We start from the raw sequence: 18,098 nt of genomic DNA on the forward strand, positions 1-18,098 counted from the left end.
TATTTGAAAATATTTTTTAACACCTCCAACACCCTTTAAAAGCAATTTTCATTAAAAATATTAAGACCCTTTCAGCCCTAATTCCCCGGTCGTTTCCGTAAGGGAGGGCAAAGATAGAAAGTTCCTCGATATTGCCAGACATAACCAATGAAATTTTATGTCTTTTTTCAATAATTCATTTCAAACTCCTAAACACCAACCACTTAGAACGTCATCATTTTTTTCCACAACCACTATCTGCATTTAATCAAGGGAAGAATGTGACTGGATAAAGGATATATGAAACCAGAATCCAGGCTATGAAAATCGAACCCAGCCATAGCCCCGATAGAGGCGATATCCCCGAAGCGCCGCTGAGGGATAAAGACGATAGCGGGATTAAGCCCTTTCTATGAAAAGGAGTATGCTGACGCTCCAAAAACTATTCTACAGGATCTCCTGCCAGTAAGCCCAGCAAAACGCCATTAGTCCAGCCGAAGCCATCCTGCGTAGGATACTCTCCTCCACCTGCAAGTAAGGTGGTATCCACGACATTGTATTTCTCCATCATTCTGCCGGTGTTGGCATAAACCTTCTTATTGATATTTACCCATCGGGTGGCTATGGTATCCGACAAGCCATCGTACCCATATCGCTCCAGTCCTTTTATGCCTATCCACTGCAAGGGCGCCCAACCATTTGGGGCATCCCATTGCTGACCGGACTCTATAGTAGTCGTCAACAAACCACCCGGAGCCAAAAGCTTATCACGGATCTCCCGGGACATGCGCTCAGCTTGAGCTTCAGTAGCAATACCAAAGTAAAGCGGAAACATGGACGCCATGGTCAGCTGACTTTCGAGTTTGGCATCTGACCAGAGGTAATCTGTGAAAATTCCTAACTCGTCATTCCAAAAGGTACCGCGTATGGCCTCTTCTCTTTCAGAAGCTTTCAATTCATATTCATCAGATTTTTGAGTATCTCCCTTCAATTTGTAAAAGGAAGCCAATTGTGCCTCCATGAAATAAAGTAGGCAATTGAGATCAACAGGTAACATTTCAATCGTCCTGATGGAGGCAAACTCCTCTTTGTCTTCGAACCACCTGGTACTATAGTCCCATCCAGAGGCTGCCCCCGATCTCAAATTTCTATATAGCCCCTGTTTATTAGGAGCTTCAGATGCAAGCTCGACATCTTCCCGATACGACTCTGGTCGTGGTGTATCGAAATCATCCCAGTACCTGTTTAGAATTACCGAATCATTCAAGTACACCACTCTTCCACCAAATGGCTGTTCTTCAGTTAACTGTTCGCTTCCGGCCATCCAATAATCATATTCCTTCTGAATCGCATCTAGGTAACCAAGTGCTTGTTGCTGGCTTGTGACATTAGCGTAGAGATTAACCATCAGTGAGAAGAAAGGTGGCTGGCTGCGGCCCAGATAATAAGTTCGATTACCATTCGGAATAAATCCTACAGTTTCTATAAGCCCGGCAAAGTTATCGAGCATAGACTCAATGAGATCGATTCGGCCAGACGCCTCCAGCCCAATCATCGTAAAATAGCTGTCCCAATAATATATCTCTCTAAATCTGCCGCCTGGAACGATATATTGACCTTGAAGTGGAATCAACGTGGAATTTCGCACTCCCTCATTGGAATCGCGGATCAGCTCATCCCATTTGTTATCGAGGTATTGATAAAGTTGGAAATCGAGTGAATCATAACAGTTGGCGCATATCCTGGCCTTGGAGTCTACCGGTTCAAATTCCGCCTGAACTGGCGGCTTAGGCAACTCAAAATTTTGCTGAACAAACGCTTTAAGATCAAAACCCTCTCTACCTCTGGATGCTTTATACTCCTTCATGATGTCCTCAGGATTTTTCAGCGGGATGCAATCAACAAATGTTTTGGAGTCTTCAAAGACCCGATTCATCTGAACCTCATGAAATAATTCCTTCATATCAACCCAGGGCTGATAATAAGTGCTTTTTGGTTTCTTGTCACAGCCAGACAATCCAATAACAAGGCTGGCTATTACCATTAAGGAAAAGAAATGGGGTTTCATTTTTACAGGATTATCGGTGTGTCATCAGTTCATTATTATTCTGGGTAGTTTTTAAATTTTCAACAACAAAATCACCAACATTATGCCCTTGTGCCACTCCATTTTCGATCGCCATCCGGTAATGAATACCTCCATACAACCGGCTAATGGCCGCCTCCTCAGAAGCTTCCAGAAACGAATTAAAGGTTCTCATCGGTAAACCAAACTCCTCTTCGGTGATGTCCTCAAAGTAAAAATCATCGCCAAAAAAGTCTGTGAGGGTAACCGCCGCCGCTCTTGAAATAACACTATGCCCACTTGTATACTCTGGGAATGGCGGTGTCTGTAGCAAAGGTTTCCAATCTTCATCCATGTATTGATTGATCAGCGTTTCCGGTCGGATGACGATGCTTCTCCATTTTTCATCCCAGCAACTTATAAAAGCATCAAAGAGTGCGATTGATGTTCTGGTAAAAGCTTCAACAGTCGTTTCAAAACCACTATTAGTCTGCCTACAGGCGATGGCTGTAATTCCCATCCAGTGCCCTCCCGGCGTGATTTTCTTGGTAGCGAACATCGCATGGCCCTTATGATGGGATACGTAAGGATTACAATCCCAGAATTTCGCGATCTCAGTCCTTTCGTCATTCAGCTCATTACCTACATCAAACACCTCCTTCAATTCGGCATAAAATGGACTTGATTCATCCATTGTTAAAGTATGCGGAGGGGTGGGCACAAATTGATCAGCTGAATCGAGTATTAAGGTTCTGATTTTGTTCCAATGCGGCTCAATTCCCTCCATATAATCCGGAGGGGTTGGCTTCCATGCATATGGCTCAGTTGAAATTGTATACTTGGGATAGGTCCTCGTCTGTTTGTACATATCCTGATTTGCCCATTTTAATATGTGTGCAGCGACCGTCTCCCCGTATTCTAACGAGGCATCCCGAACCCCACTACTTAATCCCTGATCCTTCAACTGTTGATATAGTTGATCCTGAAAATCACCCAAATTTTTTTCGGTGAAAATCAAGGCCTTCCCAACAGTAAGGAAGGCATGGATACTTGCCAAATGAAGATTGACATCTGGAATTGGCTCAGGACATGGGGTTAGCTCGGTAATCTGACCCGCTAGTGAAATGAGACCGAATGCTTCAGAAGCGGCCAATGTTTCAAAGGCCGCAATGTTTGAATAAGCGTAAACTCTGCTGGCTACAGGTGGGGAGAAAATATCATATACTATCGCATCCGACAGCTTCTTTGCACATTTTTGATAAGTCTCAGCATCTTGTAGCGTGGCTTCATAGCTATTGTCTTTTTGACAAGAAGCGAAAATAAAGAGTAGCAAAAGCCAGGGGATCAACGCCAGTTTGTATCTGCTAATCATAAGGCTGGGTTTAATGAAGGTTTAAACTTATATATAGATAACGGACCATTGTTTCGTAATACAACAACAAAATCCTCTCCGTCAACATTCAGTTGAGCGACTTTTCGCATATCGCCGCTCAAATACAGGCCATGCTCCTGATTTTCAATATAAGAGATCCGCACGCCTTTGACTGAAATGAGGTCTCCATAGCTTGCATCATATTTTCCTCGCTCGACTGTAGCACCTCGAAAATTGCCGACGGACAATATCCGTTTTTCATCATTGCCCAGATCAAAAAGCTGAAAGGAATACTGAGGTGACCACTGAGCTTTAGCAGGGAAGGGGATCTTCTCAAAATGACCTTCATTATTATAAAACACACAGCTTCGAAGCTCACTGACTTTAAGGATTGTAGCCTCGGATAGTTCTTTCTCGGAGAAAAGTTCATGAAAATCCGCTTTTGCAAATGAGGTGTAATCCGGGAATTTCTTCTTGAGATAGGGTAAAGCACCTACCACATCATCCCTCTCTGCAAAAAGGTATTCTCGGTTACCGCGCTCGTAGGTAATGATCTGCTCAACCTGATCATTACCATCAAAATCTTTGATATACAGGTGTAAAGGGTTTTCATCATCGGCTTTTATTTTGGAATTGAGTCCCAGGTTACCTGCTATGATATCAATATCTCCATCCCCATCGACATCATCCAGTTGCAATCCACACCAAAGTCCCTGATCCAGCTTTACTATTTTCATTTCATCTGAATATTGATAAATGATCTTTATACTCCCCCACTCAGTTGCCACCACAAGGTCCTGCATGCCATTCTGATCCATATCAGCCCATTGTGCTTTCGTCACCATACCCAGAAATGAAAGCTCGTCAAACCTCTCATCAACACTAAATCGTCCATTTTCATTTAACAGGAAATAGCTTTGAGGACTTATCCCATAAGCCCATGGTTCGGCTCTGGCCCCCAGGAACAGGTCCATATCTCCGTCATTATCGTAATCTGCGGCTGCTATCGAAGAACCTGTAAGGTAAACTTCTTCGAACGCCTCTGTATCTAATGTGAAATGAGCCTGACCGTCATTAAGGTATAATCGCGGACTTCTATACGGTGAGGGTCCCCGAAATTCATTCCCCCCACTTAAAATCAATAAATCCTCCGTACCATCACCGTTGAAATCACGGGCGATTGCATCCACATGCTCAAAAGTAGAATCCTCCTCGAAGCGTAAACTACCAAACCCACCCATCTCATTTTGTATGAAAACCTGGGAGTACTGCCATTTTGCTCCACCCACGAAAAAATCCTCCTTGCCATCTCCGTTAAAGTCCGCCCTTGCAAAGGCAGGCCCTTCCATAGAAACCGATTGAGGAATCAGCCCCTCTCTTTTAAAATCTATGTAGTCGTTCTCTCTATGCAGGAAGTCAACACCCATTTCATGAGCTTCATCCATCAAAACCACAGGTCGCTGGCCTGTCAACTGGTCTTGAAGGTTGATCATGTCCTCCTGATTAACCTTATAAATCTGATCAGATTTAAGGTTCGAATACTCCTTCGTGCCGGACCCGGGCCAAATCACTTTTACTTTTGAAATAGTTTGGAATGTGTCCAATCCAAAATGCAAAACGGGCTCCACCGAACTTTCAAATCCTCGCGTTATGAAATTTTCTCGGGTAAGTACATTTCCATCGGACAATTCAATTTGCACTTTGCATCCAATACCAAACTTATTCCTGTCGTTCCCTTCAAATCGAAACCCAACAAAATGTCGATATGGCTCCTTTTCGAGGGTGTTATTCTTATAAATAAATGCTCGCTGATTAATGTTGTTTACCACCAAATCCAAATCGCCATCCAGATCCAGGTCAACATAAGCACATCCGTTGGAATAGCTGGGTTGGTTAAGACCCCACTCGGCTGAAACATCCGAAAATTGAATTCCACCCAGGTTTTGAAAGACATAATTTGGGATGAGTACTTCCGGTATCTTTTCAGACAGCTTTAAATCTTCATTTGTGACATTTTTTTCCAGCTTCTGACTGATGGCCTCATTAGCTATGAATTTGATATAGTCGGAATCATTGATCCGGTTTTTTATCCCATTGGCTACGTATAAATCATTAAAACCATTCAGATCAAAATCTGCCAACAAGCCCGCCCAGCTCCAATCAGTGGCCTGAACATCAGAGTAAAAGGCGATATCGCTGAATTTTCCATTACCCCGGTTTAATTGGAGGGTATTTCTGGCATACTGATAGTTATATCCATAGCTCAGTTTGTACCTAAACACATCGAAATTATCTTCTCCCTCTGAAGACTTTTGCTCCGCGTAATCACGTGGCAGCATGTCCAGAGACAAGACATCCATAGCTCCGTCATTATTAATATCTCCGATATCATTTCCCATAGAAAAACGACTAGTATGGCCCATCATGTCACCAAGTTGATCCTTGAAGGTCCCATCTTTCTGATTGATATAGAAATAGTCATTTTCATGGAAGTCATTCCCAATGTACAAATCCGGATATCCATCCTCGTTAATATCGCTCACCGCGATACCCAAACCATATCCCAGGGGTGAAGAATAGATGCCGCATGAATCCGTCACATCTTTAAAGTAATCACCATCATTTCGTAAAAAGCGATCTCCGGCCAAGGGGTGCTTTTCATATCTCAGGTCTGATTTGGTGAAAGTGCCGTGAGCATGAATAGAGTGATTCAGTTGGTACATATCCAAATCTCCATCTAAATCATAATCCAGAAAGGCCGCCTGGGTGCAATAACCCACCAAATCTAAACCATACTTTTTAGCCATCTCCTTGAATTGAGGAATACCATTTTCATCGTTACCCTGATTGATATAAAGCTTGTTTTGGCCATAGACCTTCAAGTGACTACCTACCTCCTGCGCATAGATATCCATGAGACCATCTCCATTGACATCGGCAAATGTCACTCCTGTGCACCATTGGCTATTTCGATCCTTTCGATTGAGAACCTCTGATATATCTAAAAATTTAAAATCTCCCTGATTCAGATACAGCTGCGATTGGCCCTGATTGGAAACAAAATAAAGATCTGGTAAAAGATCCCCATTAAGGTCTCCGGCTGCAACTCCCCCTCCGTTGTAGAAGTACAAATAATTGAAAATGTTCAGATCTGTAGTCGGGGTGATTTCATTCACGAAATCAATCCCTGTCTGCTCAGAAGGCAGCAATTGAAAACGAGTTTTTTCCTTGCAGGCGATCGTCAGAATAATCATCAATATGCTCAACCCACTAATACGCATAAATCTCCATTTGATCATTGTTTCTGCCCACCAGCATGAGTCGTGAATGTTTACCTTGTGCAATCTTTATTTCCCGAACCTGTCCCTTCAGGAATAGTCCGGTCTGATCAAAACTGACCTCCCTGAGTCCCTGACCTTCCACAGAATAAACCTGACCGTGATTGCCATCATAAATACCTTCTTCAGGTCTTGTACCGAAAAAATTGCCTACCACCATTATTTCATCTTCCTCATCCTTGTTAAAGTCTTCCAAGAGCATTGAGAAAATGGGAGCAATTTGAGCTCGCTGTGGTAACGGTTCGAACCTAAAATCTCCATCACCACTATTTAGAAACACCCCCGAACGAAGTTCCTGCACCTCCAGAACAAGGCATTTTTCCAGCTGCTCAGGAGAAAAAATTTGCTCAATAGGTTGATCACGATACGAAGCGAATGACGGAAACTTCTTTTTTAGGAATACTAATTGACTCAGTAAATCATCCCTGAGATGATAGGGGTAATATTTTCCATCCTGCCAAAAGCAGGAGATATGGTCCAGCGAACCATTCTCATCAAAATCATTGATATACAATCGGATTGGGGATGCTGATGAAGCCGTGAACATTGAATTCGTTCCCCAATTACCACCTACAAGATCTTTATGTCCATCCTGATCAATGTCCGCTACCATCAATGACCTCCACCAACCCTTAGAATTTTGGGAAGCGCCAAAATCAGCGCGTTGCTGAAAAAAATCTCCTCGATTTTCGAATAAGGTAAGCGGCATCCAATCGCCCACAATAAACAAATCCTGATCGCCGTCTTCATCATAATCCAACCAGGTAGCATCCGTCACCATTCCAAGTTGAGACAGCGAAGAAATCCTTTGTGGAGTAACGTCAGAAAAATGGCCCTGTCCATCATTCTCTAATAAATAACTGGAAGGTGCTATTCCATATCGTCCGGGAATACTTCTTGCACCTATAAAAATATCCGGATCATTGTCGTCATCATAATCAGCCACACGGATGCAGCTACCTGAAAACGCCTTAACAGGTAGTTCGCCTCTTGTGAAAGAGAGTTTACCATTATCCGATTGATTGATATAATATCGATGTTTAAAAAGGATACTATTATCTCCATTTTCAACCCCCCCACTAACTACCAACAAGTCATCATCCCCATCCAAATCGGCATCAAAAAATACAGCATCTACATCTTCGAAATCGGCATCATCAATTAATAACTGAATCGAAACTGAACGAAACCCATCATTACCGTTATTGAGGTATATAGATCCGGGATAACCGGCTGCTCCTCCAATGAAAAAATCATCAAGTCCATCCGTATTTAAATCTGCAACTGCCAGGCACGGGCCATCCATCGACAATTGATGATAGAGCAGCCGATTATAATCGAAGTCAATAAAATGATTTTCTATATGTGGATGGTCAAAAGGCTTTTTGGTGAAAATTGGATCCTTGGACCCGGGAGGGACCATATAACTTTTGGAATCATTGATAGAAAATTGCAAGGTGGTATCAATAGGTGGATTTGATAGGATTGTTCGTCGACTTTCGGACCACAGTATTTCCAGGCTATCTATTACCACACGATTCCCTAAACCGAGGGAAATCGTATAATCCATTGAAGATTGAAATCCTTTGGTCGGGTAATGTTGATAGGAAATAATTTCATCGCCCAAATAGAGTTTTACCTCGGCGCCTATGGCAAACTTATTTTTCACATCACCCTTTAAGCCAAGTCGAAGAAAGTGGTTATTTGATAGTTGATCAGACTCATTTCGATAAATGAACGCCTGCTGATTGACGTTGTTCACTACGAGATCTAAGTCCCCATCCAGGTCCAAATCAGCATAAGCCGCCCCATTGGAGTAGGAAGGCTCACTCAGCCCCCATGCTTCAGATTTGTCCATATAGCGACTGGTACTATCCAGGCTAAAAACGACATTGGAAAGTGGATTGGACGGCATACGCTCATTAAAATCTTCAAACTTTACTTCTTCTCCTTTTCTTGCCGCCTCCAGGTTTTCATCGCTCGAGAAGTATTTCAGAAAGTCCTGATCCGTTACATCTTTATAAATGCCATTGGCCACGAAAATGTCTTTGTACCCATCATTGTCCATATCAAAAATCAATGCACCCCAGCTCCAGTCAGTGGCACTGACTCCAAATTGCTGTCCTACTTCTTCAAACCATCCATTACCTGAATTAAGTTGAAGGGTGTTTTTCATAAACTGATTATGGAAACCTCTGCTCTTTTTCAAGTTGAATAAGTCGTAAGATTCAAAGCGTGTTGTTTGCTTTAGACGTTGAGGGTCTCGAGGAAGCATATCGGTAACAAAGACTTCTTCCAGTCCATCATTATTCAAATCAGCAGCGTCAGCTCCCATTGAGAAAAGACTCGTTTGTCCAAAATAATCCTCCAGCACTTCCTCGAAACGAGAACCACCTTTGTTTAAATACAAATAATCCCTCTCGAAAAAATCGTTAGATACGTAGATATCAGTCCAGCTATCCTTGTTGACATCGAGCAGTGTAATACCCAATCCAAAACCTATCACACTACCATAAACTCCTACCTCCTCACTTACATCTACGAACTTCCCAGATTCATTTTTATAAAACTTATCCCCCCCGAGCTCGTCTCTTTGATCTCTGATGTTTTCTATTGGGAGACTAGAAACTGGTCTAAAAGAGTTGTTGAGTAAATAACAGTCAAGATCTCCATCCTGATCAAAGTCAAAAAAGGCCGCATGTGTTGAAAACCCCTGATCACTCAGACCATAGGCTCCCGCTTCCTCTGAAAAACTTCCGTCCCCCTGATTGATGAATAATTCATTACCGCGATTGCCGCCATCGACATCACCGGAATTACAGACATAAATATCCAGCAAGCCATCACCATTAATGTCTGCCATTGCTACACCTGTAGACCAGGGCTTATTACCGCCAACACCCGCTTCGTCTGTAATATCTCTGAAGGTAAAGTCGCCCAGATTGAGGAAAAGTTTATTTGATGAGAGGTTCGAGACCATATAGATGTCCGGCAAGCCATCCTGGTTAATATCCCCAATGCCGACTCCGCCACCGTTATAGTAATTTCTGTAGCGAAAAACATCGAGTCCCTCCTGAAGGTCCAGTTGATTCACGAAATCAACCCCTGTTTGCTCAGGGCTCATTTTAGTGAACATTTTTAAAGCCGGTTCATTTGGTTCTTTACAACCAATCAACAACAAAAGAGGTGTGCAGAACAAACACGATAGCTTCATGCTAATAAGATATAAAAAAAGCAGAGAATGACCTCTGCTTTCCAACTAAATCTATTAACTAAATGGATCAGTAACCTTCATTCTGAATCAAATTAGGGTTGGTGGCCAATGCTTGCTCTGGAATGGGAAATTTAACCCTGTAGCTTTCTGAAGCCTCCTTAAACTGCCACGTTTCTGCAGTAAATTTTTCAAACCGGATCAGATCATTTCTTCTCCACATTTCAAGGTAAAGTTCACGTCCCCTTTCGTCCAATAAATAATCAAAATCCACGGTGGTAGCAGGTTGAGCTTCACGTAAGGCCCTAAGATCATTTATCATGGTGAGTGGATCATCTGATGAAGTACCCCCTCTAAGAATCGCCTCCACCTTCATCAAATAGGCGTCTGCATAACGCATCAAAATCACATGCTGCCTTGATGCTCCATCATTCGGGTGATACTTGATAATCCTCACCCCAGTTCGCTCATTGTTTCCTGAAATACCAGGCATTTCCAAGGTAAAAACAAGTGGATTTCCTGCTCGATCTTTAAGTGCCACCCCAGTAGAATCATATTGCTGACCTATCAAAAAACCCAATCCAATCCCCTGTAAAGAACCATCGGTGGGCACATAACCTCTTCTTTCCTCCTGATTACTGCCCAGGACATTGATGTTCTGATCACCTTCGAAAAGATTGTAGAAATCTGATGTCGTAGTAAAGCCATTCCAACCACCAGCATTATCTCTAGTAGGTTGGTTATAATGAAGTCCACACCATACACGAGGACCAATTGAAGATGGAGTCCAAAAGATGGTCTCATTATCATCCGTTGAACGGAAAATCTCAAAATAATCATCCTCCAGAGCGAAACCTTCAGCCGAAATAGAATCAACCAAACTAATCACTGTAGTCATATCCGCAGGATCTTCTGATCCACCAAGGAATGCTGCCTTGTTGAGTAGTAACTTCGCCTTGAGGTATTGAGCGGCAGTTTTTGTGGCAGACTTCGTATTGGCTACACCGGGCGCAGCAGCAGGCAAATCAGCAATTGCATCATCTAAGTCCTCAAGAATGGTATTAAACGCCTGAGTAGCATTGAGCACAATGGGGTCTTCATCTATTCCTGCATCAGGCTCCCGAATAGGCACCTGACCCCAAAAATCCAATATCCAATACATATACCAGGCCCTAAGAAATTTAGCCTCTGCAGCTTGCTGGGTACTTGCTGCGGAAGCCGGGTGAAGAATTTGGCCCAGCTTAAATACACGCTCATTCACTTGATTCCATGTGTCACGTATAAAGTTATGATTGGCAGACCAGGTATGTTGATGTAAGGTTCGCCATATTCCGTTATCTCCCCAGTCAGTCCCACGTGTAGGCCCCATATACTCATCTGAGGGATGCTCGGATAAAGCCAGAATCCTCTCCTGCGATTCCATAATGGCTCTTAAATCTTCATAAGCACCCTCAAGGGACGTGGTAGGGTCTACTCCACCAAATTCTCCAGAAGCGGTTTCAATCAACAGGGAATCTTTTTCTTCGACATCAATGTCGCAACCATAAAAAACATAAATGGATGCAAGTGACAGTATAAATGTTAATGCTCTTTTCATTTTCCGTCCATTTTTAGATTAAAACTTGGCATTGAGCCCTATGGTATAAACTCTTGGTCTTGGATATGGTGAATATTCAATTCCAAATGATGGAATATCATCCAAAGCCTTATTATTATTCACCTCAGGATCTAATCCAGAGTAATTAGTAAACAGAAATAAGTTCTGCACAGTTGCACTTAAGCTGAGCATTTCTAAAAATGCAATGGACTCTGTATTGAAATTATAGCCCAAAGCAAAATTCTGAATTCTTACAAAATCACTCTTTTCAAGGAACCTGGTAGATACATCGGGAGCGTTTAGGTTAGACTCATTTGACTCAATTACATCTCGAATAACATTTCGGCCACTACCAAGAGCTCCTGATGTGAACAAGGCGTTTTCCGTATTGTTATATACGTACCCTCCAAATTGCCCATAAGCATAAACATTCAAGTTCCAGTTTTTATAAGCGAGATTCGTAGAAAGTCCAACATTGGTTTTTGGCAGTGGTGACTTTCCGATAAACTTTTGCACATCTCCCCCTTCGTAAATACTAAAGCCATCTGCATCAAATCCAGAAAACTCTCGTAGATAATAGGCGTATAGTGGCTGATCGTTGGCAATTCTCTGAGCAAATGCTCCAGTCAACCCCTGACCATTAATTTGGCCGGTATTTAAGAATGTCGTCAGACCACTGACTTCGTTTGAATTATTGGAATAATTACCACTCACATCCCATGTAAGGGCATTGTTGCTGAGGATATTATAATTCAAGGTTACCTCGAAACCGGTATTAACTACTTCAGCATCCAAGTTGGCCCAGTAGAAGGGTTGGGGTGCCGGTTGAGCGGATGTTATTTTTATCAAGAGATTAGTGGTGACCTTGTTGTAGTAATCCACTGTACCATTTAATCTACCATCCATGACACCAAAATCAAATCCGATGTTGGTTTGGATTGTTTGCTCCCATTGTAAATCGGGGTTAGCAAATGCGATGGTGGTAAGGCTAGGGATCGCAACATTTCCGTTATCCCCGACCGTAATAGCTCCGTAGCGCTGTCTGGCCTGATGCAAGTTATGAGGAATTTCCTGGTTACCAGTTATTCCCCATCCTGCTCTCAATTTCAAATCCTGGAAAAAAGAAGGAGCAAAGGATTCATCAGAAATCCTCCAACCTAAAGCCAGCGAAGGAAAAATGCCGTACTGATTTTCGCTTCCAAATTTGCTCGAACCATCCGTTCTTACAGTACCCGTAAACATATACCGATCCAGGAGGGTATAATTAACCCGTACAAAGTATGACTGCAGTTCATCAACCTCCTCAAACACATCCTCAGTTATGGACTTGAGACTAACAGGAAAGGCCGAAAAACTATCATTCACCTCTGAAGTTGGCGTTGGAAATAGTCTATTGACAAAGAGCCTCTCTCCAGTTTCAATTCCATTTTCATCATAAACCTTTTGGTAGCCCCATTGCTGATAATCACCTGAAACACTTGACCTTATCAATTTAGCTGTCCTTTCCAGTTCTTTGTGCATTTCAGAAAGATCTGAGGTGCTATATCCCCAGCCCACATTATTAGTCCCATCCCTTTTAAACTGCTGGTAGGAGTAACCTAAAACCGCATTTACTTTGGCATTTCCAAGATCTTTAACAAAATTAAAATATGCTTCAACCAGATCACTATCAGTATTCCAATCTGATCTAGCACCCTTGCCGTTACCAGGTATCGCCTGCCTTCCTATAAGGTTGAGGTCTCCACTTATTGCAGCCTCCCTGATAGAATGTGTACGATCCAAACCAACATTCACCTTAAAACTTAGTGGATCCAAAAGTTGATACTCCCCTGTTAAACCAATTAGTGCCCTATCAGTTTGGGTCACATCCTCGGAATATTTTAAGTAGGATAACGGGTTCACATTTGAAGTTTCAGGCTGAAAGTCAGGGTCTCCAGGCCACGTCGGATTGGCCATATAGGTAGCAGCAAGCAAATCTCCTTCAAAACCTGTATCATCTGCTAATGGAACCTGGGAATTATTGACCCTTGAGATCGTTCCCTGGAATCCCAACTTCAACTTATCATCGAGCATTCGATGATTCAAATTGAGTCGAGCACTGTATCTATCCAATTCAGATTTATCAATTATCCCCCCTTGGTGCCCATATGATACAGAAAGGCGGTAATCACCATTTTTATAGCCATTGCCATAAGCCACATCATGTTTAGTTGATATACCAGTCTGAAAGATTTCTTTCTGCCAATCTGTTTCGGAGCCAAAATCCAACTCTGTACGTATCCCCCCTCTGGCCACAGCTCCATCCAAAAACTCCTGTGCGTTAAGTAGATCGAATGTTCTTGCTACATGAGCCAAACTCGCAGAAGCCGAATAAGTCACAGAGGCCTTGGCTCCCTTCCCACTTTTCGTGGTGATGATCACAACACCATTAGCTCCTCTGGAACCATAAATAGCCGTAGCAGATGCATCTTTAAGAATATCGATACTAGCGATATCACTAGGATTTAAAAAAGTAAGCGGATTTGATGCTGCGGCCTTACCACGCCCCAGATCTACTCCACCACTGGACACATCAGACGAAGTTAGTGGAATGCCGTCAACCACGTACAGAGGGCCATTCCCATTTCTAACAGAGGATGAACCCCGTATCCGAATATTAACTCCAGCTCCGGGCTCACCACTGTTTCCGGTAATTTGAACACCGGCAGCTTTTCCCTGAAAAAGTTGTTCCGGACTTGCGATCACTCCCCCATTAAAATCTTCTGATTTTACAGAAGCCACCGCACCTGTTGCATCTCTTTTCTCCACTTGTCCGTATCCAATCACCACGACCTCCGCCAATTCTTCAACATCTGTTGAAAGACCAATATTGAAGTTAGTCGTTCCGGCTACCGGTACAATGTAATTTGCATATCCAACGAATGAGATTTGCAGGGTATCACGCTGGTCAACAGTTAAAGAAAATTTCCCATCAAAGTCTGTGATGGTACCATTGGTCGTTCCCAAAACAAGCACACTGGCACCTGGTACCGTTTCGCCTGTTTCTGCATCTGTGATTGTTCCTGAAATGGTTCGTTGTTGAGCTAGAGAAATAGTCGTAACCACCAGAAACGAGAAGAGTAGTAGTAGAATTCTCATCATATTGTTCGGGTTTCTTTAAAAAGACAATGCTGTCTAATTATTCTATAATCCCCTTAAATGATACGACCCCTAATAAATATACTCATTAATTAACAATTTATCATTCAAATTGTTTTTGCCACTTAGTGATTTATGAAAAAAATAATTTTAAGTGATACGATTAAAATAACCCTAAAAAATCACCTGGTTAATTAAAACAACTACGTTATTCTCCAATTACATTATGCACCTAACACAAATGGCATCAGATTTCAGCGATAATGGACTGGTATGGCTCCATGTTAAGAGCTTGGCCATCCAGTTTCACTCCCTTGTAATTGTTAATCCACACTTCGCCCATTAATACATTATCCGGCAAGGTAACTGTAACTGGCTCAGAGCTAAAATTTAATAACACAATCACTTGCTGTTCGCCCAATGATCGTGTGAAAGCATATACCTGTTCATGTTTTGGAAAAATTACTTTGTAATCTCCGTAAACAAGAATCGGATTGGCTTTTCTGAGTTTTACCATCCTTCTAAAGTAGTTCAGGCAACTTTCCTTATCTTCTTCCTGCAGATCAACGTTAATTTCGGTGTAATTTTCATTAACCGGTAACCAGGGTACACCATCGCTAAACCCGGCATTCTTCGTAGCATCCCATTGCATTGGAGTTCGACCATTGTCTCGAGACATAAAATTGAGTTCTTGCATGAAATCATCCATATCTGCACCTTCAGACATCGCTTTCTTATATCCATTTAGTGCCGCCACATCCTGATATTGATCAATACTGTCAAAATCAATATTGGTCATTCCAAGCTCATCCCCATAATAGCAGTATGGCGTCCCGCGCATACTGAGGATAAAGGTATTTAGCATTTTATTTGAAATCGCTCTGAACTCGGGACTATCATCACCATACTTGCTTACCATCCGTGGCTGATCATGATTAGCCAAAAAAATCGATAACCAACCATCCTCAGCAAAGGCACTGTCCCATTGAGAGTATATTCCCCGAAATTCAGAAAGGGTGTATCTATCCAAACTGCTTCCTACACCTATTCCTTCAAAGTGATAAGCCATTTGCAATTCGTCCCGGTCTGAATCGACCAACGAATGTGCATCCTCAAAGGTGCTTCCGGCTCCTTCTGACACTGCAAACACATCATATTGACTCAATACCTGATCATACATTTCTCTCAGGTAGCCATGAAGGTTGGGGCCCATTCCGTAGTATTTGTTAATATTATTTTCAAAGCCTTCAGGCAGCTCAGCAAATGTGGTATCCTTGGATACATACTGAAAGGCATCCAAACGAAAACCATCTACGCCCTTTTCAGCCCAGAATTTCATCACATCAAACACTTCCTGCCTTACTTTAGGGTTCTCCCAATTCAGGTCCGGCTGTTCCACCGCGAAATAATGTAGATAATAGGAATCGGTAAGGGAATCATATTTCCATGCTTCTCCCTTGTCATCAAAAAAGCTCCAGCGATAATTTGGCTCACCCTTTTCCGATGGCCACCAATGATAATAGTCTCGATAGGGATTATCTCTTGAGCTTCTGGACTGTTTAAACCACTCATGCTTATTGCTGCTATGATTCACAACTACATCCATGACAAACCTGATCCCACGCTCATGCATTCCTGCAAGCATTTCATCGAAGTCCTCCATCGTACCGAATTCATCCATGATATTTCTGTAATCACTAATATCATAGCCATTATCAACATTCGGCGATTGGTAAATAGGGTTTAACCAAACCATGTCCACTCCCAGACTTTGGATATAATCCAACTTTTCAATGATCCCCCGAAGATCTCCTACTCCGTCACCATCGGAATCCTTAAAACTCCTTGGATAAATCTGATATATAATACCCTCCTTCCACCATTTGGGCTCATAATCGGGTTCTGCAGGAGGTTGTTCGGTCTTTTTCGCGCAATCAATTAAGAGAAAGGAAAAAATAAGGATGAGGACAGGCCATTTCATTATCATGGGGTTTAATGGATAAATGAGTATTATGACCTGGTAAAAAGTTAGTCAAATTGCCCCTAAAAGAAAAACCCGGCATCAGCAACCATTGCCAATACCGGGCTTAAAAGACTCAATGTCTAAAATTTTATTGCGCTACAATATCGCCTTTCATAATGGTCTGAGTTCTGTCCGGACCAAGTGAAACTAAATTAATCGGAGCGCTCACCTTAGATTCTATGTATTTTATATAGCTATGCAAACCTTCCGGCAGCTGATCGAATTCTGTCGCTTTTGTTCCTCCCCATCCCTTAAATGAATCAAAACTTAATGAAAACTCTCCATTATCAAGATACAGAGGTAGTTCATCCGTCAACTCATTATTTTTCAGGTAGCTGTGAGCAATTTTGATCTCGTCAATATCCTCCAACACATCCGCCTTCATCATAAAAAGCTGAGTCACTCCGTTCAACATTACGGTATACCTTAAAGCCGGTAGATCCAACCAACCACATCTTCTTGGACGACCAGTTGTGGCACCAAATTCGTTACCTATTTTTCTCAATTCCTCTCCAGATGCGTCATGCAACTCAGTTGGAAATGGACCACTTCCTACTCTTGTACAGTAAGCTTTGAAGATACCATAAACCTCTCCAATTTTATTTGGCGCAACCCCCAAACCGGTGCATGCTCCCGCTGCAATTGTGTTACTGCTGGTCACGTATGGATAGCTGCCAAAATCAACATCAAGCAGAGAACCCTGAGCCCCTTCAGCCAATACACTCTTTCCTTCAACCAAAGCCTGATTGATAAGGTACTCCGTACTCAGAATATCAAACTCCCTGATCATTTCCACCGCCTCGAAGAATAATCTTTCTTCCTCTTCCAAATCAGCTTCAAAATCATATCTGGCCAATATCTCGAGATGAAAATCTCTAAGTTGCTTGTACCTATCGTCGAAGTCAGGTTCATTGACATCTCCAATTCTCAGACCTTTTCGGGCCGCTTTATCCTGGTAAGTTGGTCCTATACCTCTTAGGGTTGAACCAATTTTTTTATCTCCTTTCGCAATTTCATAAGCCTTATCCAACATGCGATGGGTTGGAATGATCATCTGTGCTTTATTAGAAATTACCAGATGTCTTTTCAGGTCCAGGTTGAAAGGAGCAAGCTCCTCAATTTCTTTCTTAAATGTGATTGGGTCAAGTACTACGCCGTTTCCAATTACATTAAGAATTCCCTCATGGAAAATTCCCGATGGAATCTGGTGTAATACGTGTTTATGACCATCAAACTCCAACGTGTGCCCGGCATTCGGTCCTCCCTGGAACCTGGCCACCACATCATATTTTGGAGCTAAAAAATCCACAATTTTTCCTTTGCCCTCATCTCCCCATTGAAGGCCCAATAAGATATCTACTGCCGCCATAATTTG

8 protein-coding genes are annotated in these 18,098 nt (G+C 42.4%); all 8 read right to left on the bottom strand.

Features of this window, described 5'->3' with window-relative positions; genetic code table 11:
• Positions 1-421: 421 nt before the first annotated feature.
• The 8 genes from treF to NXR94_RS13390 all read right to left on the bottom strand — a co-directional run bounded on the left by treF (position 422) and on the right by NXR94_RS13390 (position 18,092).
• Positions 422-2,047: an alpha,alpha-trehalase TreF gene (treF, locus tag NXR94_RS13355; RefSeq protein WP_258105155.1), complete on the bottom strand. Its 1,626-nt coding sequence runs from the start codon at positions 2,045-2,047 to the stop codon at positions 422-424.
• A gap of 10 nt (positions 2,048-2,057) precedes the next feature.
• Positions 2,058-3,416 carry a vanadium-dependent haloperoxidase gene (locus NXR94_RS13360; RefSeq protein ID WP_258105156.1) on the bottom strand — a complete coding sequence of 453 codons (1,359 nt, stop codon included), beginning with the start codon at positions 3,414-3,416 and terminating at the stop codon, positions 2,058-2,060.
• Positions 3,413-6,697 carry a VCBS repeat-containing protein gene (locus NXR94_RS13365; protein ID WP_258105157.1) on the bottom strand — a complete coding sequence of 1,095 codons (3,285 nt, stop codon included), beginning with the start codon at positions 6,695-6,697 and terminating at the stop codon, positions 3,413-3,415. Before NXR94_RS13365 ends, NXR94_RS13360 begins: the two co-directional genes overlap by 4 nt.
• Positions 6,687-9,878, bottom strand: a complete 3,192-nt coding sequence (locus NXR94_RS13370; protein ID WP_258105158.1) for a VCBS repeat-containing protein — start codon at positions 9,876-9,878, stop codon at positions 6,687-6,689. The genes NXR94_RS13365 and NXR94_RS13370 overlap by 11 nt, the downstream gene beginning before the upstream one ends.
• A gap of 157 nt (positions 9,879-10,035) precedes the next feature.
• Positions 10,036-11,562, bottom strand: a complete 1,527-nt coding sequence (locus tag NXR94_RS13375; RefSeq protein ID WP_258105159.1) for a RagB/SusD family nutrient uptake outer membrane protein — start codon at positions 11,560-11,562, stop codon at positions 10,036-10,038.
• Positions 11,563-11,580: 18 nt separating this feature from the next.
• Positions 11,581-14,703, bottom strand: a complete 3,123-nt coding sequence (locus NXR94_RS13380) for a SusC/RagA family TonB-linked outer membrane protein (RefSeq protein WP_258105160.1) — start codon at positions 14,701-14,703, stop codon at positions 11,581-11,583.
• Between the two features lie 244 nt (positions 14,704-14,947).
• On the bottom strand, positions 14,948-16,681 hold the full coding sequence (locus NXR94_RS13385) for an alpha-glucosidase (RefSeq protein WP_258105161.1): 1,734 nt from the start codon (positions 16,679-16,681) through the stop codon (positions 14,948-14,950).
• A 130-nt stretch (positions 16,682-16,811) separates the two neighbouring features.
• Positions 16,812-18,092, bottom strand: a complete 1,281-nt coding sequence (locus NXR94_RS13390; protein ID WP_258105162.1) for an adenylosuccinate synthase — start codon at positions 18,090-18,092, stop codon at positions 16,812-16,814.
• Between the last annotated feature and the right edge of the window lie 6 nt (positions 18,093-18,098).

The organism is Marinoscillum sp. MHG1-6 (assembly GCF_024714475.1).
In the GTDB taxonomy this organism is placed as follows: domain Bacteria; phylum Bacteroidota; class Bacteroidia; order Cytophagales; family Cyclobacteriaceae; genus JAMZMI01.

Coding starts and splice junctions, on each gene's coding strand:
- NXR94_RS13375 (WP_258105159.1), bottom strand. CDS start 11,562: ATGAAAAGAGCATTAACATTTATACTGTCACTTGCATCCATTTATGTT.
- NXR94_RS13365 (WP_258105157.1), bottom strand. CDS start 6,697: ATGCGTATTAGTGGGTTGAGCATATTGATGATTATTCTGACGATCGCC.
- NXR94_RS13370 (WP_258105158.1), bottom strand. CDS start 9,878: ATGAGCCCTGAGCAAACAGGGGTTGATTTCGTGAATCAACTGGACCTT.
- NXR94_RS13385 (WP_258105161.1), bottom strand. CDS start 16,681: ATGAAATGGCCTGTCCTCATCCTTATTTTTTCCTTTCTCTTAATTGAT.
- NXR94_RS13360 (WP_258105156.1), bottom strand. CDS start 3,416: ATGATTAGCAGATACAAACTGGCGTTGATCCCCTGGCTTTTGCTACTC.
- treF (WP_258105155.1), bottom strand. CDS start 2,047: ATGAAACCCCATTTCTTTTCCTTAATGGTAATAGCCAGCCTTGTTATT.
- NXR94_RS13390 (WP_258105162.1), bottom strand. CDS start 18,092: ATGGCGGCAGTAGATATCTTATTGGGCCTTCAATGGGGAGATGAGGGC.
- NXR94_RS13380 (WP_258105160.1), bottom strand. CDS start 14,703: ATGATGAGAATTCTACTACTACTCTTCTCGTTTCTGGTGGTTACGACT.